Genomic DNA, 18,170 nt, shown 5'->3' with positions numbered 1-18,170 from the left:
GTAAGCTATGACCCTCAGTTTTAATAAGCGTATTTTGAAAGCTGCTCTGCTTCTTTTGTTGTTAAGACAATACGTGACAGATTGTAATATCTTTCACTTTATGCGCGATTAGAGCGAATAGATTTCCAAACCCATTGGATGCACAGGCCGCAAATTAAAAATAATACAAGAACAAGTGTAATAGTTGCCCCAGGCGGTGTCCCTAATTTATATGAAGAAGTGAGTCCTAAAAACATACTAATGACACCTATTGCCATACTAAATAAAATAGCTACTTTGAATCCTTTTACCATACGCATCGCAATAGCAGCTGGTAATATCATAAGCGCTGATACAAGCAATGCACCTATAATAGGCATCATAACGGAAATGGTTAGACCTGTTAATACGCTAAAGGACAAGGATAGCCATTTTGTAGGTAGTCCGCTTGTAAAGGCTGTATCTTCATCGAACGTCAATACGTACAGAGGGCGTTGAAATACTAGATAATAGATTCCCACCAAGATACAAACTACTACTAAGAAACGAAGCTGTTCTTTGCTAATTGTGATAATAGATCCAAACAGATATTGTTCTACACTAGTTGAAACACCGCCCTGATTTAAACTCATTAGGACGAGAGCAAAGGATAATCCCGCTGCCATAAGGATAGCTACGGATACTTCTGAATACGTACGATAGGTATTTCTCATATATTCAATTCCTAATGCACCAATAATAATAACGATAATCGTAACTACATTAACATTGGAATGAAGTGTTAGACCAAGTGCTACCCCAGCTAACGAAATATGAGAAAGGGTATCCGCCATTAAAGACTGGCGTCTTAAAATCAAAAACATTCCTAATATGGGAGCTATGAGGGCAATTAATCCGCCTGCCCAAAATGCTCGCTGCATGAACCCAAAGTGAAGCATCTCCATTGTGTGTTCTCCTTTCTTTCTAAATAAATGTTTCGATCTGCATACGGTTTTACATCATCCAAGTCATGTGTAACCATGATGACTGTTCGCCCATGTTCTGTGACATGATGTCTCATCAATTGATAAAAATGATTGCGACTTTCAAAATCCATGCCGGTAGTGGGTTCGTCTAAAACTAGAATGTCTGGTTCGGAAGCTAGGACACGAGCGATACAAATGCGTTGCTTTTGTCCTCCTGATAACTCTCCAATCTTGCTATTACGAAATTTCCACATATCGACTCCAAGTAGCGCTTGCTTAACATGCTCATGATCTTCTTTAGAAAGTGAACGAAACCATTTTCCACGAGGAAAACGACCAGATTGTACAAGCTCTAACACGGTACTTGGAAATCCTACATTAAAGGAAGAAACTTGTTGAGGGACGTAACCAATGATAAGTTTCTGTCCTTGTTCATTTTTTTACTGATGTTTACGGTTCCTCTCCAGGGTTTTAATAAGCCTAGCATAATTCGTAACAGAGTAGATTTTGCCGCTCCGTTCGGCCCAGTCAGTGTAACAAACTCACCACTATTTATATCGAGAGAAATATCTTCTAAAATGGTTTCATTTCCATACTTAAATTGAACCTGATTCATAGATATGATTTTCATGAAATCCGCCTTTTCCTTTCTTTAGGTGTAGAGAAAAAGTGCGTTTTACATGATTGTAAAACGCACTACTATTGCTATTACATAATAGATTGTTTTAGTGCATCCAAGTTCTTTTTCATATAGCTAATATAGTCGCTTCCCTTGGCTTGTTCTTCTTTTGTAATTCCTTCAATTGGACTTAATACAACTGTTTTTGCTCCCGTTTCATCCGCAAGGGTTTTTGCTATTTTGGGAGAAGTTACTTCCTCAAAATAAATGACCTTAATATTGTTGTCCTTTACATACTTTTGAAGTTCCGCTAATTTGGCTGGACTTGGTTCCTGATCAGGAGAAAGACCAGCAATTGGAATTTGAGTAAGACCATATTCTTTTGCTAAGTACCCAAATGCCGCATGTTGCGTCACGAATTCTTTATGTTTTGCATTACCGAGAGTTGTTCTAAATTGGTTATCCAAATCTTTTAGCTTTGCAGTAAATTGATCTGTGTTTTTTTCATAATCTTGTTTATGAGTTGGATCTGCTTCTATAACTGCTTGCTTAATATTTTCTACTTCTTTTTGGGCTAACACTGGATCTAACCATACATGAGGATCCATCGGATGTCCTTGTTCCTTATTAGTATGCTTATCTTTTTCATCCTCAGTTGTTCCTTCTATAAGTGAAATACCCTTACTTGCATCTACCACTTTTATATTTTTATTATCAAGGCTTTTTAGTACTTTAGGTACCCATGTTTCCATAGAGTCACTGTTGTATACAAACACATCGGCATTTTCAATTTTAGCAATATCTTTTGGAGTAGGTTCAAAATCGTGTGGTTCTGTCCCAGCAGGGATTAACACATCTACTGTTCCATTGGATCCAACCACATTTTTAGTAAAGTCGTACATAGGGTAAAATGTTGTTACGACCTTAAGCGACTTGTCTTGTTTTGTAGTACCCTTTGCCTCATCTTGTTTAGAACAGCCCGCAATAGCAGTCGAAAGAGCTAAAGCAGTTACTAATGCACCAAATTTCCATTTTTTCATGATGTACTCATTCTCCTTTATACAAATATGAAACTTAATATAAATAATAGTAATTACGATTTACAAAAAGAATACTACCATCTTAGGTTAACCGCTTTTTAAATTGTCTCCTAGATAGTGGAGGAATATCCTGGATTGTAATAGTTTTAATGCCATTGTGATATTCATGGTCACAGGAGTGATGATCTTGTTTGTCTAAAACGAAATCGTTTTGATTTAGATTATAGCAAGTATGTAGTCATAGGTACATACTTTATGTTGACACTGCCTTTTGAAAATATTGTACGAATTGTAAGAACGGATTCTCGTACTATAGGAGACAGCCTGGCTGATGAAATTGACTAACGAACAAATAAAATATCTTTTGTGTCAGTTTTTATCCCGTATTGACGGGCGGTAAGACCTCCACCTCCAGATTGAGAGAGAAGCGAAGAAGATAGGTGGGGGATAACTGCTGGCATGCGCCCGATTGGTGAGAGCTTTCCAACATTGGGAGACCATTTATGGAAGTTTCACTTCATTTGTGTAAAGAAAAAGGAAAGCCGAAAGCTTTCCTTAGAGATAATATATTGAGCCAAAGGGAATTGTCGAGAGAGCAGCTGGATACATAACATGATGGAAGATAACAGGGTGATGTACAATATAATGGGGCGTAGCATAATGATATACGACATGTGTAAAAAGAGGATCTGTTGCCATCGTTTGATGAATTGCATGAAGTGTTTGTTGGGCAGAACTAAATGTGACAGCACCTGCACCCACACCTGCGCCCACGCCTACTTGTCTTGTATTGTTAAAGAATGGATTTATCATAATAATTCATAGCGCTCCTTTATAGTAGTTGGATTCTATTTACATGTTATGCCCTATATCTAGGGAAAGAGCGTATCTTTGATCAAATTAGGTAGATTACTTATTAAGTAGTTTTATCTCGTATTAATTGGCAGTAAGATCCCCACTGATGGAAGTTTCACTTTATGTAAAGAAAAAGGAAAACCGAAAGCTTTCCTTAGAGATAATATATTGAGCCAAAGGGAATTGTCGAGAGAGCAGCTGGATACATAACATGATGGAAGATAACAGGGTGATGTACAATATAATGGGGCATAGCATAATGGTGTACGACATGTGCAAAAAGAGGATCTTCTGTCATCACTTGATGAATTGCATGAAGTGTCTCTTGTGCGGCAGCATATGAGCCGGCACCCACGCCCGCTTGCCTTGCATTGTTAAAGAATGGATTTATCATAATAATTCATAGCGCTCCTTCGTAGTAGTTGGATTCCTTGTTACATGTTATGACCGCTATCTAGGGAAAGAGCATATCTTTAATTAAATTAGGTAGATTACCTAGTGAATAATTTTATGAATCCACTTCAAATAATTCGAATGTTATAAATTGAAGAAGTATATGAATGAAGAATTTAAAAAACATTGTTCAAAGTCTAAATGGATTAGGATCTATTGCAAATGCAAAACACATTTATTTATTAATATAAAAAAATATTAATCGTTATATATCTTTTATTAATTTTAGAAAAAGTGCAGTAATAGTGGGTGTACGAAAGGTTTATTTTCATCTTAGTGGGCAGGGGTCAATTTTTTCTATCTAGCTCTAATCATAGAAGAAAGAGGATTTCGTTATGAAATCCTCTTTTCGTCATTTCGTTTAAACACGACCTATTTAGGAGAATTGTAAACACTTTGTTTTAACTTGCCGTCTAAAATATCTCCAATAAGAGGGGTTTCGAATTGTTCATACGCTCTTTCTCCGTGAAGGGAAAGATCGAGCCCCATTTTCTCTTCATGTTCATGTGCGCGAACTGGTAGGAATAAACTAATTCCTTTAATAATTGCATACGTGGCTATGGCTGTGAATGCATAGGTTGCTCCGATTGCGAGCAGCTGTTTCCATAGAAGTGCTGCATTTCCGTAAAATAATCCGTCTGCCCCTGCACTGTTAACGGATTTTGTAGCGAATATTCCTGTTGCAATGCCGCCCCAAGTTCCGCCAATACCGTGGCAACCGAAGGCATCAAGTGCATCGTCGTAACCGAGCTTATGTTTTAAGAAATAGACTGCCATAAAGCAAAGTGCACCGCCAATTGCACCTATAATAAGGGCAGATAATGGTGTCACAAAACCACAAGCTGGTGTAATCGCGACGAGACCAGAAATAGCTCCGCAAGCAGCACCTAGTACAGTTGGTTTTGTTTGGAAGAACCATTCCGTAAGCATCCATGTAAGTGCAGCAGCTGCAGCGGCTGTATTTGTATTAATAAAAGCTGTGAGTGCAACGTCATTTAATGTTAATGTGCTACCGACGTTAAAGCCGAACCAACCAAACCATAATAATCCTGCTCCTAAGATTGTGAATGGTAAGTGATGGGGTGAAGAGTCGTGGGCATCTTTACGTTTTCCGAGGAAAATGGCTAATACAAGACCTGCCACGCCGGATGTAATATGAACAACGTTTCCTCCTGCAAAATCGAGTGCTCCGAGTTCTCGAAGCCATCCTCCTAGCCCCCAAACCCAATGAGCAACGGGATCGTATACAAGTGTCGTCCAAAGTAAGATGAAAATGAGAAAAGCGGAAAATCGCATTCTTTCTGCGAATGCACCAGAAATTAAAGCGGGAGTTAAAATTGCAAACATGAGTTGAAACATCATGAATAAGTTGTGTGGAATTGTAGCGCTGTAGGCTTCATTTGGTGTGAAAGTAACATTTTGTAGGCCGAACCAATCGAAATTACCAATAAGTCCATTCCAATCCGGTCCGAATGCTAAAGAGTAACCGATAAAAATCCATTGAATGGACACGATGGCCATTGCACTATAACTGTGCATCGTTGTACTAAGTACGTTTTTACTGCGAACCATTCCTCCGTAAAACAAAGCAAGCCCAGGTGTCATAATCATCACCATCACGGTAGATAAAAAAAGAAATACTGTATCCTCCATATTCATCTTTTCCCCTCCTATAATGTTATAAAAATTAACATTGAAAGTTATATTTAGTATCATATTCAATAATTGAAAATAAATCAACAGATTTTTCGGAAAATTTAATTTGTTATGTAAGGAAATGTAACATGATAAATTTTTATTCCGCATTAACGGGCAGTAAGATCCCCACTGATGGAAGTTTTACTTTAGGTAAGGAAAAATATTGCTTTTGTGTAATCGAAATGCATGAGTATACGAGATAAGGATAAATTGTTATACTTTTCTTATAATTAGAAAAATAATTTGGGGGAAGCAATGTGAAGAGGGATTTTGGAAAGTATTTTCTATGTTTCATGTGTCTATTATTTTTATTTCAATTACCGATTCATGTGTCAGCGAAGGAAACGGGTCAGTGGCAAGATGAAATTGTGTATTCTATTATGATCGATCGTTTTAATAATGGTGATTCTAAAAATGATAAAGGGATTGATACGAATAATTTAGAAGCATATCAAGGGGGAGATATACAAGGGATTATAAAACGACTTGATTATATAAAAGGGATGGGCTTTACTTCTATTTTGTTGTCACCGCCTACTGAAAGTAGTAGTTATGACGGTTATCATCCTACTGATTTAACAAAAATGAATGAACATTTTGGAACGATGAAGGACATGCAGCAACTTGTCCAAGAAGCACACAAGCGAGAGATGAAAGTTATGCTTGAATTTGTAGTAGATAATGAAGATGAAACGGGCACTATTGAAGGTGCTAAACAATGGATTAAGGAAACAGATATAGACGGTTACCATTTGATACATAATGAGAATGTCACGAGGTCATTTTTGAATGAAGTGATTGCAGCTGTGCAGAGTGTGAAACAAAATTTCTTTGTAATAGAGGATATGCAAAGTGAAGGAGGATTTAATCAGGCTTATCAGCAGCGTATTACTGAGGTATTTGCAAAGCCGAATATTTCTGTAAAGCCATTGTATGATGTGACGAAAATGGACGGCGATCGTATGGAAGGGACGTTTGTAGATAATAGTCAAACGGAGCGTTTTGTTAGAATCGCAAAAGAAAATAAATATTATCCACCGACCCGTTTGAAATTAGCGCTTGCCTATTTATATACATCACCGGGTGTTCCGTTTATATACTACGGTACTGAAATTGCACTAGATGGAGGGAAGACACCGGATAATCGTCGTTTAATGGATTTTAAAACGGATGAGAAGTTTGTGCAGTATATAGAGAGATTAGGAGAACTTCGAAAAACATTACCATCTCTTCGGTACGGAACGTTTGAACTATTGTATGATAAAGATGGCATGAGTATTATAAAACGCATGTATAAAGATGAAACAACGTTTATTGCTATTAATAATACAACAGAAACGCAAAAGGTGACGCTTGCTGCAAGTGAAGTTGGAGAAAATCGTGAGCTGCGCGGGTTATTAGAAGATGATATGGTACGAGAAGAAAACGGGGAATATTATCTTGTAATGAAAAGAGAAACGGCTAACGTATATGCGCTTGCAGAAAAAACGGGGTGGAACTGGTCGTTTATTTTGGCACTAGTTTGCGTTTATTTGTTGTTCATGATTTTTATTGTATTAGTGAAGAAACGAAAAAATCCTCTTAATTAGAGGATTTTTTCATGTGCAATTAACGATAGTTTATAAATTGTACATCGATTGATAAATCAGCACCGCGCACAGCTGTGATAACGGCTTGTAAGTCATCTCGGCTTTTACCTGTTACGCGAACTTGATCGTCTTGCACTTGTGTTTTTACTTTTAATTTTAAGTCTTTAATAATATTATTGATTTTTTTAGCGTTTTCTTTGTCAATGCCTTGTTGCAACTTTGCACGTTGACGAACTGTACCACCAGAAGCACCTTCGACTTTTCCGTAATCTAAGTTTTTAATAGGAACTTCACGCTTAATTAATTTTGAAATAAGAACGTCTTTTACTTGATCAAGTTTATACTCATCATCAGAAGTTAAAACGATTTCCTCTTTTTCTAATTTAATATCACTTTTGCTTCCTTTAAAGTCATAACGATTTTGAATTTCTTTTAACGCGATGTTAATAGCGTTTGTTACTTCTGGAAATTCTACTTTTGAAACGATATCAAAAGAACTATCTTTTGCCATAGTAAGCACCTCCAAATTAAACTCCAACTCCTATTATAGTTAATTTTGGCGAGTTGGACAAATAAAGGAAGAAACGTGTATAATGAAACTTTGTTTGGAATGATAAAAAAATAAAGTGAAACTTCCATCAGTGGGGGTATCCCCATTGATAGTCAATTATGTTAATTTAGTTTTATGAGCTGTTTTTACATTAAGAAACAATAAGGATACCACCCGTTAGAATAAGATAAATTTTATATAGAGAAGGGAATTAAAAATATGAAGCTACAACCAGGAGCGATTGAACAGGTAACGGTTTTACGTGAAACAGAAATTGGGTATATGGTCGGTTACGAAGAAGATGAAGTATTTTTACATAAAAATGAGGTAGCTGGAGAGATTGAAGAAGGCGACACGATTGATGTGTTTTTATATCACGATCATCAAGAACGTTTATCAGCAACGATGAAAACACCGGCTATTACAACAAATGATTGGAATTGGGTAAAAGTTGTGGAAGTGAAGCCTCGTTTAGGGGTGTTTGTTGATATCGGTGTTTCGAAAGATATATTAATTCCAGCTGATGAGTTTCCGATTTATACACCAGTATGGCCACAAGAAGATGATGAATTGTATTGTACATTAAAATTAACAAATCGCGGCCGTTTAATTGCGCTTCCGGCAAGAGATGCAGATATGCAAGAAATCGTAGTAGAAGCAACGCCATCTATGTGCAATAAAAATGTAAACGGTCGTGTGTACCGTTCTTTGCAAGTAGGATCATTTGTATTAACGGATGAACATTTTCGTGCATTCTTGCACTGTTCTGAGCGTAAAGAGCAAGTGCGTATTGGAGAGCGTGTAACAGGCCGTATTATTGATGTAAAAGAAGATGGAACGATTAACATTTCACTTCTTCCTCGTAAACAAGAAGGAATGGAAGATGATGCAGCGGTTATTTATGAATATATGGAAAATCGCGGCGGTGCAATGCCATTTTGGGATAAGAGTTATCCGGAAGATATTCAAGAGCGCTTTAATATGAGTAAAGCAGCCTTCAAACGTGCTCTTGGTAAATTGATGAAAGAAGAAAAGGTTTATCAAGAAGAAGGTTGGACGTACTTTAAAAAATAATAAGTAAACAGCCGAACAAATCTAATTTGTTCGGCTGTTTTCATGATTGTAAAGCATGTGTAAATGTATCTTTTAAGTCACTATCTTTTACTTTAATATTTGCTTTCTTTAATTCGTCTGTTAATACTTTTTGGCGCCACGTATTATCTTGAATACGTTCTGCTTCAATCGTTTTACGAATGGAATCTTTTACTTCATCGTATGGCTTTAATTCTTTTTTATCTGTTAATTTAATAATATGATAGCCCTTTGGTGATTTTACAGGTTCACTTATTTCACCGACATTTAATTTATAAGCAGCTTCTTCAAATTCGGGTACCATTTTTCCAGGGCCGAAGTAACCTAAATCTCCGCCGTTGTCTTTTGAAACCGTATCTTCGGAATATTTTTTTGCTAATTCCTCAAATGATGCTCCGCTGTTCAGTTGCCTTTTTATATTATTGGCCGTTTCTTCATCATTTACTAAAATCTGGCTAGCTCTAATGTCTGGTTTATACCGTGCTTTTATATCTTTTTCTGTTACAGTTTGCTTGACTGCTTTGTCGATGGCTAAGCTAGAACGAATTTGTTTTTTAAGTCTTCTTCGTCTTTCATCCGATTACTTTCAAGAAATGTTTTGAAATTATCACCTGCTTGATCTTTCACTTTGTTAAATTCTTTATCAACTTCTTCATCGGATACTTTGTATTTTTTAATCATAATATCTTGTGCCATCATTTCATAGAGCATATCTTTTCCGAAACGTTCTTTTAACGCCTGATCGAATTCTCCTTTTGTTACCGTACCAGCACTTGAAGTTGCAATTGGATCAGAACTATCTTTCGGTTCGCATGCAGATAACATTAATGTGCCGAGCGTCGCTGCAGCGATAAATAATTGTCTTCGTTTCATGTAAACACCTCATCCAAAAATCGTTATTACTATTGTAAAAAACGGAAGTGAACATGATGTGAATTTGAGATGGTTTTTTGCATAAAAAAGTACATCAACGAAAACGTTGATGTACGAGGAGGAATTATCTAAATGAAACAGAGGGTTTAAGACTGAATTATAAGAACTAAATTAGTTCTGCTAACTGTCAGTTAGAAAATTGCCTACTGATGGAAGTTTCACTTTATAGATGATCAGTCTTTTTGGAGTAAGCAAGTTTTCCTTGCTGTATATTTTTTTGCTGTTCTTCATTTTTTTGTGTGCGTTTGGCGTTGTTATCACGCGCTTTTTTGTCGTTGTCGCTTGTGTGAGGCATAGGATTCAACTCCCTTCATAACAGTTGTACGTTTATCATTTCCGTTTTCGTTAAGACTATGTATACAATGCAATTCATATAAAGGTGGGCTAGGAGATATGGACTTAAAACTGAACTATGGTGAACTTGTGAAAAAGTTAGTTGTTGTTATCGTTGCTGGTTTGTTGAATGCAATTGGAATGAACTTATTTTTAACACCAGCGAAAGTGTATGCCAGCGGTTTCGCTGGATTGTCACAATTACTCTCGCAAGTGTTAGCAGATTTTATGTCAATTCATATTTCGACAGGCTTTCTTTTTGGCTTATTCAATATTCCGGTTGTTATTTTGGCTTGGAAAAAGTAGGGAAGTCATTTACTGTATTTAGTTTTTTAAGCGTTGTATTTATGACGCTATTTTTAGAAATAGTGCCAGTAAAAGCGATCTCTAGCGATATCATTTTAAATGCTATTTTTGGAGGAATCATTTCTGCGTTAGGGGTAGGAATTGCTTTGAAGTGGGGAGCCTCAACTGGCGGTCTAGATATCATTGCGATGATTTTATCCAGAGTAAAAGGTAAGCCGGTTGGAACGTATTTTTTCTTGTTTAATGCGCTCATTATTATAGCGGCCGGCTATTTATATGGCTGGGAAAAGGCGCTTTATACGTTAGTGACATTATATGTATCTTCACGTATTATTGATGCAATACATACACGCCATGTGAAAATTACTGCGTTTATTGTAACGAAAAATGGAGCGGAAGTGCGAAAGGCAATTCATGAACGATTGGTTCGAGGGATTACGACTGTTCCAGCGATAGGTGCGTTTACGAATGAAAATAAAGAAATGTTAATGATTGTTATTACTCGCTACGAGTTGTATGAGTTAGAAAGGGTTATAAAAAAAGTAGATCCAGGTGCATTTACAAACGTTATACAAACGGTTGGGGTGTTTGGATTGTTCCGTAAAGATTAATAAAAGAGGACCGTATGTGGTCCTCTTTTATTCGTTCATCTAGTCAGAGTTGCTCGGTTAAGTTTTATCCCGCATTAACGGGCAGTAAACCCCCTACCTAAAGATTCAGAGAAAAGCGAAGAAGATAGGTGGGGGATAACTGCCCATAAAAGCCCGATTGGTGAGAGCTTTCCATAAGTGGGGATGAAAAGCCCCCACTTATGGAAGTTTCACTTTACTCCGTTGCTGAAATGCTTTGAAGTTCATCTTGCATTTCGCGTAATTGTACTCTTTCGGCAGTAGAAGAATTGGTATAAGCGGACAGTAAAGCATTTTTCGCTTTATCAACAAATGCTTGTTGTTCGCTATGGTTTGAACAAGATACAGCTTGTGCAACAGCATCTCGTGCTTGTTGGAACAGTAAGTTACCCATTAGAACCCTCCAAGAGAAGAGTTATTTCGTTCTTTTTCTGCTTCAGCTAGTGTACCACGGTATGGGAATCTTGCGTCATGCTGCATAACAGAATCTGCCCCTTGTTGTACGAAACGTTTTGACTTATTCTTTTTGCCCATTCGTAATTCCCCCTTTTAGCAGAAAAACATTGACACATTTACTGTGTCTCCTATAGTATGTGCGCTTGGCGTCATACTATAAGCAGGGAATTTTCGCCTTACAATCCAAGAACCTCCTCTAAATAAAGAGCAATTCCGTCTTCTTCGTTTGATAATGTCACGTGATTTGCTAATGATTTTAATTCTGGAATAGCGTTCCCCATTGCAATTCCGTGCCCGGCAAATTCAATCATTTCAAAATCGTTATCTTCATCACCAAATGCGATGATATGTTCTTTTGGGATATTGTAGAAACTTGAAATTTTTTGTAAGCCAATTGCTTTATTTAACCCGCTTTTTACAATTTCAATAATCGGCCAAGGAGCGCCCCATTTTCGGTGATCGATTACCTCTGCATGCATATCCGTTAAATGCTGGCGGATAGAATTTGATTTTGACTCGTGTGCATCGATTAATAAGCAAGTTGGGTGTTCTTGTAAAATGTCGAGTAAATCACCTGTGAAAATTTTAGGTGAACCAAATTCGAAAATATGTTTTTTATCTGCATCAATTTGTTTTACATATACATCATCAATCACTTCCGCATAAATATTTTCTACCCCAAAATCCATACATGCGCGAACGATTTCTTGCGCAGTAGCAAGTTCAAGCGGAGAGTGATGTGTTCCCCAATTCCTATCAAGTGGGTGATGGACGTATGCACCGTTGAAATTGACGATTGGTGTATTTAATCCAAGTTCTTTATAATATGCATGACTCGCACGAAATGGACGACCGGTTGAAATAACAACGATATGACCTTGTTCTTTTGCTCTTGCAATAGTTTGTTTTGTACGCGCTGAAATCATTTTTTGATCTGTAAGTAAAGTACCATCTAAATCTAATGCAATTAAATGTTGTTTTTTCATGCGTCTCTCACCTTTTATAAAAAGTTTTGTGTATTATATTCATCTTAATTCCTATATTCTTGTGCTGTCCACTATTTGTCACTGGTAAATGGAAAAGTCAAGTTGTTTTCTGAAAGTTCGAATAATGTTTCTTTCATTTTGTACAATTTGTGAAAAGGGTTACAATGAACAGATTATCGTGTTTATAATGAGAGTGTAATCTTCTCGTAATAAGTTGTTTGACTCTCCTTTGATACTGGTCGTTATGGCCAGTTTTTTTTGTTTCTACATATACTGATGTATCTCCTGCTAAAATGTGTAATTTCATTATATGAGCATGGTTTCCTAAACATAACAGAAAAGGTTTTCTAAAATGGGACATACTAAAGATGTAATGATGGAATGGAAGGAGAATGGATATGGGACAAAGTCATCGATTCCGAGCAGGTCAAAAAGCACCAAACGACGGCATATATGTTGAAATTGGTGAAACAGGAAGTATGGTTAAGGATCCAAAAATGGTAAAGCTCTCTGCTGGAGATAAATTTCCAGGAGTTACAAATCAAAACAGACAATGGACATATAAAAGAAGACCATAACAAATCCCGCAGTTATAAGCTGCGGGATTTATTATGGCGAAATGGATTTAAAAAATAAGCTTGTCATAAAGTCATCTTCGTTGAATACAATAGGTAATTTGTCGTATAATCAAATCAAAGGTCAAAAAAAGTCAAAGTGTAAAGGAGCTGTGGCTGTAATGGACTTAAATCGAATGACGACAAAAACTCAAGAAGCGATTATGAGTGCACAATCAATTGCTACTAAGCATCATCATCAAGAAATTGATACTGTACATCTTTTAGTTGCGCTTCTTCAACAGCAAGATGGATTAGCAATCCGTATTTTTCAAAAGATGGATGTAAATATAGATCAGCTTATGCAAGAGGCAGAGCGCTTGTTAAAGCGAAAGCCTTCTGTTACAGGGGGCGGCATTGAAGCAGGGAAAGTATATGTTACCAGTGCACTTCAGCAACTGCTTGTAAGAGCTGAAGAAGAAGCGAAGCATCTGCAAGATGATTATATTTCAGTAGAACATATTCTTCTTGCGTTTTGTGATGAAAAGAAAACGAATGATATACGTCAGTTGTTTACATCGCTTCGTATTACGAAAGAAGCGTTATTACAAGCATTAACAGAAGTTCGGGGGAATCAAAGAGTGACAAGTCAAAATCCAGAAGTAACATATGAAGCTTTGCAAAAATATGGCCGTGATTTAGTAGCAGAAGTACGGCAAGGAAAACTTGATCCGGTTATTGGACGTGATAGTGAAATTCGGCGCGTTATTCGCATTTTATCGCGTAAAACGAAAAATAATCCTGTATTAATTGGTGAACCTGGGGTTGGGAAAACAGCAATTGTTGAGGGATTGGCACAGCGTATTGTCCGTAAAGATGTACCGGAAGGATTAAAGGATAAAACTATTTTTGCGCTTGATATGAGTGCGCTTGTTGCGGGTGCAAAATTCCGCGGTGAATTTGAAGAGCGTTTGCAGGCAGTCTTAAATGAAATTAAAAAAAGTGAAGGAAAGATTTTATTATTTATCGACGAGCTTCATACCATTGTGGGGGCTGGGAAAACAGAGGGAGCAATGGATGCCGGGAATATGTTAAAACCAATGTTAGCGCGCGGGGAGCTGCATTGCATCGGAGCGACGACACTTGATGAATATCGGAAATATATTGAGAAAGATCCGGCATTAGAACGTCGTTTCCAGCAAGTATTAGCAGAAGAGCCAACGGTTGAAGATACGATTTCTATTTTGCGCGGTTTAAAAGAACGTTTTGAAATTTATCACAGTGTTAATATTCATGATCGTGCTCTTGTAGCCGCAGCGATGTTATCAGATCGTTATATTTCCGATCGCTTTTTGCCGGATAAAGCGATTGATTTAGTTGATGAAGCATGTGCAACGATTCGTACAGAAATTGACTCATTACCAACAGAACTGGACGAAATAACACGTCGTATTATGCAGTTAGAAATTGAAGAAGCTGCGCTTAGTAAAGAAACGGACCGCGGAAGTCAGGAGCGTCTGCAAACATTGCAGCGTGAGTTATCCGATTTACAAGAAAAAGCGAGTGGAATGAGAGCGCAGTGGCAAAAAGAGAAGGAAGAAATTCATAAAGTACGGGATTTACGTGAAAGTCTGGAGCGTTTGCGCCGTGAGTTAGAAGAAGCGGAAGGGAATTACGATTTAAATAAGGCGGCAGAGCTTCGTCACGGCAAAATTCCAGCTCTAGAAAAAGAGCTAAAAGCAGCGGAAGAAGCAAATGCCAATAAGCGGGAAGATAACCGTCTTCTTCGTGAAGAAGTAAGTGAAGAAGAAATTGCAAATATCGTATCGCGTTGGACTGGTATTCCGGTTGCAAAGCTCGTGGAAGGAGAACGTGAAAAACTGCTTCGTTTAGAGCAAATTTTATCAGAGCGTGTTATCGGACAAGAAGAAGCGGTCGGTCTTGTGGCAGACGCGGTGTTACGTGCCCGTGCTGGTATTAAAGATCCAAATCGTCCGATTGGTTCATTCATTTTCTTAGGACCTACAGGTGTTGGGAAAACAGAACTTGCGAAAACACTGGCACAGTCATTATTTGATAGCGAAGAACAAATCATTCGAATCGATATGTCGGAGTATATGGAAAAACATGCAGTATCACGTTTAATCGGAGCGCCTCCTGGATATGTCGGGTATGAAGAGGGCGGACAATTAACAGAAGCTGTACGCCGTAAACCATATTCGGTTATTTTATTAGATGAAATTGAAAAAGCGCATCCGGAAGTGTTTAATATTTTACTGCAAATGTTAGATGATGGGCGTATTACAGACTCGCAAGGACGTACAGTTGATTTTAAAAATACAGTAATTATTATGACGTCCAATATCGGATCACAATATTTACTAGAAGGATTGGGAGAAGATGGTTCTATTCAAGATGAAGCAAGAGATCTTGTGATGAAACAACTTCGCGGTCATTTCCGTCCGGAATTTTTAAATCGCGTGGATGAAATTATTTTATTTAAACCACTCACAACAAATGAGATAAAAGGTATTGTCGATAAAATTGTGAAAGAGTTGCAAAACCGTTTAGCAGACCGTCATATTACGGTTGAATTAACAAATGCAGCAAAAGAGTTTGTTGTAGAATCGGGATTCGATCCAATGTACGGTGCACGTCCGTTAAAGCGCTACGTACAGCGTCAAGTTGAAACGAAGCTAGCGCGTGAACTCATTGCAGGTACAATTACAGATCATAGTCATGTATTAATTGATGTATTAAATAACGAGCTAGTTGTAGAAGTTGAATAAAAAAGAGTCCGGATCATTCCCGGACTCTTTTTTATTAATGCTGCTGTGCAGGCTCGTTTGGGATTAATGCTCCCAGTGCGACTATAAGTACAGTAAGAATTACAGAAAAAATAGACGCTTGTTGGAAATCGTATGTAACGCCTGGCGTCATAGAGCTTAGTACGTAGCTCATCATTTGCACAAGCAGGAACGACCAGATAAAGGCCCAAATTACACGCATCTTTTCACACCTCTATTCGTTCAATTTATTTTTATTGTAACATAACTCTAAAAAGAATATAAAAAAATATTTGATGTTTTTGAAAAGCAAATTGCTATTAGCATCATACATTATAAAAGAGTAAGTTTGATGTTGTTATATAAGGCGGGAGAGGTATGAGTATTAAGGAACGTTTTTTCTTTTTAGAACAAGAGCCATGTGTGATTCACTTGCCGGAAAAGCCGAATGGATTCGGTATATTACTGCTAGGTGATTACAATTATTTTATTGAGAATGGTACAAGTTTATGGCTTCAGCATGCAGGTCGGTTACACTTGTTAAATGAATTGCGAAAGGAAGGTTATACGATTTTTTCTTCTAATTTATTTGGGAGACATTGGGGGAATGAACAGGCAGTTCGTTTGGCGAAGCGATTGTATCATGTTGTCATGAAGAAGGAGATTTTGAACGAAAAGGTTCATATAATAGCAGAAGGAATGGGAGCGCTTGTTGCCCTGCAAATGATGAAACAATATCCAGAGTGTGTTCGATCTGTTCTCATGTTTAATCCATGTATTCACTTACCGGCACATGTTGAACTTGAAAAAGAGCACAAATTTTTTTATAAGCGGTTAATTCGTGAATTGATGCAAGCATATGATGCGACAGAATCAGATCTAGAACAGAAAATTGAAAAGAAAGCATTTCCGTATTTAGTATCATCTGTTCCGGTAAAAATATTTGTCTCTATTCAAGAAAAAAAGAACGAAAACAGTTGCTTAGGGAATATGAAAAGAAACGTTTGCAAGAGAATTGCCCAACTTTATTATCCTTTCATCTACAAGATATAAAATATAAAGTAGCACAAAATGCGTGTCAGTTTTTTAAGTGGTATGAAGATTTATAAAGCTCCTATACATAAGGAGCTTTTCGTGCATTTGAGGAGGGAGAGAAAATGAAACGAGTAATTGTTGTTGGGGCGTTAACATTTATAGGCTATCATCTTGTGCAGAAGTTTCTTGAAGAAGAAGTTGAAGTATATGCATTTGATTTTGATAATATGAACAGTATGTCCAAGATGAATGAAGAAAAATTATGTTTAATTGGCCGTAATGCATTATTTACGTATTTTTCGTTGCGGGGTGATGAAGGATGGGCAATGTTGGAGGAAGCGGATATTAATGCTGCGTATTTTTGCTTATGTGAGCCAAATCAGCAAAAGGATTTTCGAAACGAACGTACTATATTGCAATATGTAAAGCGATTTGAGAGTTTTTGCAGAAGAAAAGAAACAAAATTAATCGTTTTATCTTCTATAGAATCGAATCAGGCTTGCAGCAATGAGGAAAATAGTATGCTTTTTTCAAAAATTGAGAGAGAAGTAAAAAAGGGTGGTGCAGATTATTGCATACTACGTGTCCCGACAGTATATGGACCGTGGCAACCGTTGTTTATGACATACCAGCATGTAATTCTTTCGCAGATAAAGCAACAGACTATTTCTGTTCCCGTAGAAGAATGTGCATATGACCTATTGTATGTTGAAGATGTTGCTAGATGTTTATATGAATTTAGTGGAAAAAGGACGGGGATCAAAATATACTCTCTTTGCAGCGGGGAAGAAAATCAGTGGCAAAAGGGCATTGAACTATTACAGGAAACAGGTGAAATTCAAATACATCATAAAGAGTGCCCAAACGGTGAGGAAACAGAGAAGATTGTTATAAATCAGATGGCATTAGAAGACGGATTACAACGTCAAATTTCTCATATAAAACAATATAAGGAGTTATATGAGGACAGCAACACATGGTAAACTAGAGAAGAAAGCTTTGATGTTGAAAGGATGAGAAAATATGAACGAAAAAAACATGCAGTTTTTACAAATCGCAATGAAACATTTGCCGGAAGCAAAGGCAATTTTAGATGATAACGGTATTGCATTGGATATGGCAAAAGCACAGCCTGTATTGGAATTATTAATGAAGGTTATGAGTGAAGCGTACGAGCTTGGGAAAGCGGACGCAGGAGAGTAATATAACTTCTATATAAATACCAATTGAAAAACCAACATAAAAACCGCCTTCTTTTTAGGTGGGCAAGAGCATCTGGCCATGCATAGAAACGGTCAGGGCCTTTTCCTGC

At 37.2% G+C, this 18,170-nt stretch carries 17 protein-coding genes and 4 pseudogenes; 8 read left to right on the top strand and 13 right to left on the bottom strand.

What is annotated here, in order from left to right:
• Nucleotides 1–98: 98 nt before the first annotated feature.
• The 6 genes and pseudogenes from ACEWFJ_RS18940 to ACEWFJ_RS18915 form a co-directional block, all read right to left on the bottom strand.
• The gene (locus tag ACEWFJ_RS18940; RefSeq protein WP_473689525.1) at nucleotides 99–923 is read right to left on the bottom strand and encodes a metal ABC transporter permease; all 825 of its coding nucleotides are present in this window, start codon (nucleotides 921–923) and stop codon (nucleotides 99–101) included.
• Nucleotides 869–1,575 (bottom strand): annotated as a pseudogene (locus ACEWFJ_RS18935) (metal ABC transporter ATP-binding protein). Before ACEWFJ_RS18935 ends, ACEWFJ_RS18940 begins: the two are co-directional and overlap by 55 nt.
• A gap of 77 nt (nucleotides 1,576–1,652) precedes the next feature.
• Nucleotides 1,653–2,603 (bottom strand): metal ABC transporter substrate-binding protein, encoded by a 951-nt coding sequence (locus ACEWFJ_RS18930; RefSeq protein WP_473689524.1) that lies wholly within the window; start codon nucleotides 2,601–2,603, stop codon nucleotides 1,653–1,655.
• A 555-nt stretch (nucleotides 2,604–3,158) separates the two neighbouring features.
• Nucleotides 3,159–3,416, bottom strand: a complete 258-nt coding sequence (locus ACEWFJ_RS18925) for a DUF3947 family protein (RefSeq protein ID WP_473689523.1) — start codon at nucleotides 3,414–3,416, stop codon at nucleotides 3,159–3,161.
• A 196-nt stretch (nucleotides 3,417–3,612) separates the two neighbouring features.
• A complete protein-coding gene (locus ACEWFJ_RS18920; protein WP_473689522.1) occupies nucleotides 3,613–3,852 on the bottom strand; it encodes a DUF3947 family protein in 240 nt (79 codons plus the stop codon).
• A 431-nt stretch (nucleotides 3,853–4,283) separates the two neighbouring features.
• Complete coding sequence (locus tag ACEWFJ_RS18915; protein ID WP_473689521.1) at nucleotides 4,284–5,570, bottom strand: ammonium transporter; 1,287 nt, start codon at nucleotides 5,568–5,570, stop codon at nucleotides 4,284–4,286.
• Between the two features lie 332 nt (nucleotides 5,571–5,902).
• On the opposite strand from ACEWFJ_RS18915, the gene ACEWFJ_RS18910 reads away from it, so the two are divergent.
• Nucleotides 5,903–7,198, top strand: a complete 1,296-nt coding sequence (locus ACEWFJ_RS18910; protein ID WP_473692593.1) for an alpha-amylase family glycosyl hydrolase — start codon at nucleotides 5,903–5,905, stop codon at nucleotides 7,196–7,198.
• Nucleotides 7,199–7,217: 19 nt separating this feature from the next.
• Here ACEWFJ_RS18910 and ACEWFJ_RS18905 read toward each other — a convergent pair whose 3' ends face one another.
• Complete coding sequence (locus tag ACEWFJ_RS18905) at nucleotides 7,218–7,709, bottom strand: YajQ family cyclic di-GMP-binding protein (RefSeq protein WP_473689520.1); 492 nt, start codon at nucleotides 7,707–7,709, stop codon at nucleotides 7,218–7,220.
• A 258-nt stretch (nucleotides 7,710–7,967) separates the two neighbouring features.
• On the opposite strand from ACEWFJ_RS18905, the gene ACEWFJ_RS18900 reads away from it, so the two are divergent.
• Entirely contained in the window at nucleotides 7,968–8,822 is an 855-nt protein-coding gene (locus ACEWFJ_RS18900) for a CvfB family protein (RefSeq protein ID WP_473689519.1), read from the top strand.
• A 40-nt stretch (nucleotides 8,823–8,862) separates the two neighbouring features.
• Here the strand turns inward: ACEWFJ_RS18900 and prsA are convergent.
• Nucleotides 8,863–9,713, bottom strand: a pseudogene (gene prsA / locus ACEWFJ_RS18895) (peptidylprolyl isomerase PrsA).
• Between the two features lie 223 nt (nucleotides 9,714–9,936).
• A complete protein-coding gene (locus ACEWFJ_RS18890) occupies nucleotides 9,937–10,068 on the bottom strand; it encodes a DUF3941 domain-containing protein (RefSeq protein WP_098306147.1) in 132 nt (43 codons plus the stop codon).
• Between the two features lie 98 nt (nucleotides 10,069–10,166).
• Between ACEWFJ_RS18890 and ACEWFJ_RS18885 the strand changes: the two are divergent.
• A pseudogene (locus ACEWFJ_RS18885) lies at nucleotides 10,167–11,023 on the top strand (YitT family protein).
• A gap of 214 nt (nucleotides 11,024–11,237) precedes the next feature.
• Here ACEWFJ_RS18885 and ACEWFJ_RS18880 read toward each other — a convergent pair.
• From ACEWFJ_RS18880 to ACEWFJ_RS18870, 3 genes are all read right to left on the bottom strand, one after another.
• Nucleotides 11,238–11,435 carry a DUF3813 domain-containing protein gene (locus ACEWFJ_RS18880; RefSeq protein ID WP_473689518.1) on the bottom strand — a complete coding sequence of 66 codons (198 nt, stop codon included), beginning with the start codon at nucleotides 11,433–11,435 and terminating at the stop codon, nucleotides 11,238–11,240.
• Nucleotides 11,435–11,575 (bottom strand): hypothetical protein, encoded by a 141-nt coding sequence (locus ACEWFJ_RS18875; protein WP_020059838.1) that lies wholly within the window; start codon nucleotides 11,573–11,575, stop codon nucleotides 11,435–11,437. Before ACEWFJ_RS18875 ends, ACEWFJ_RS18880 begins: the two co-directional genes overlap by 1 nt.
• A 98-nt stretch (nucleotides 11,576–11,673) precedes the next feature.
• The gene (locus ACEWFJ_RS18870; RefSeq protein ID WP_473689517.1) at nucleotides 11,674–12,483 is read right to left on the bottom strand and encodes a Cof-type HAD-IIB family hydrolase; all 810 of its coding nucleotides are present in this window, start codon (nucleotides 12,481–12,483) and stop codon (nucleotides 11,674–11,676) included.
• 398 nt (nucleotides 12,484–12,881) lie between these two features.
• On the opposite strand from ACEWFJ_RS18870, the gene ACEWFJ_RS18865 reads away from it, so the two are divergent.
• Together ACEWFJ_RS18865 and clpB are read left to right on the top strand one after the other, a co-directional pair.
• A complete protein-coding gene (locus tag ACEWFJ_RS18865; RefSeq protein ID WP_035437288.1) occupies nucleotides 12,882–13,061 on the top strand; it encodes a YjzC family protein in 180 nt (59 codons plus the stop codon).
• A 158-nt stretch (nucleotides 13,062–13,219) separates the two neighbouring features.
• Nucleotides 13,220–15,826, top strand: a complete 2,607-nt coding sequence (gene clpB, locus ACEWFJ_RS18860; RefSeq protein WP_473689516.1) for an ATP-dependent chaperone ClpB — start codon at nucleotides 13,220–13,222, stop codon at nucleotides 15,824–15,826.
• A 34-nt stretch (nucleotides 15,827–15,860) separates the two neighbouring features.
• Here the strand turns inward: clpB and ACEWFJ_RS18855 are convergent, their stop codons facing one another.
• Nucleotides 15,861–16,046, bottom strand: a complete 186-nt coding sequence (locus ACEWFJ_RS18855) for a YjzD family protein (protein ID WP_098306157.1) — start codon at nucleotides 16,044–16,046, stop codon at nucleotides 15,861–15,863.
• A gap of 155 nt (nucleotides 16,047–16,201) precedes the next feature.
• On the opposite strand from ACEWFJ_RS18855, the pseudogene ACEWFJ_RS18850 reads away from it, so the two are divergent.
• From ACEWFJ_RS18850 to ACEWFJ_RS18840, 3 genes and pseudogenes are all read left to right on the top strand, one after another.
• Nucleotides 16,202–16,932: pseudogene (locus ACEWFJ_RS18850) on the top strand (alpha/beta hydrolase).
• Between the two features lie 48 nt (nucleotides 16,933–16,980).
• A complete protein-coding gene (locus ACEWFJ_RS18845) occupies nucleotides 16,981–17,841 on the top strand; it encodes an NAD-dependent epimerase/dehydratase family protein (protein WP_473689515.1) in 861 nt (286 codons plus the stop codon).
• Nucleotides 17,842–17,881: 40 nt separating this feature from the next.
• Nucleotides 17,882–18,061: a ComZ family protein gene (locus ACEWFJ_RS18840; RefSeq protein ID WP_098306163.1), complete on the top strand. Its 180-nt coding sequence runs from the start codon at nucleotides 17,882–17,884 to the stop codon at nucleotides 18,059–18,061.
• Nucleotides 18,062–18,170 lie beyond the last annotated feature (109 nt).

Source organism: Bacillus sp. EA-CB0995, assembly GCF_055814245.1.
The sequence above is the reverse complement of the archived record's forward strand: the minus strand, read 5'-3'. Positions and strand labels throughout refer to the sequence as shown.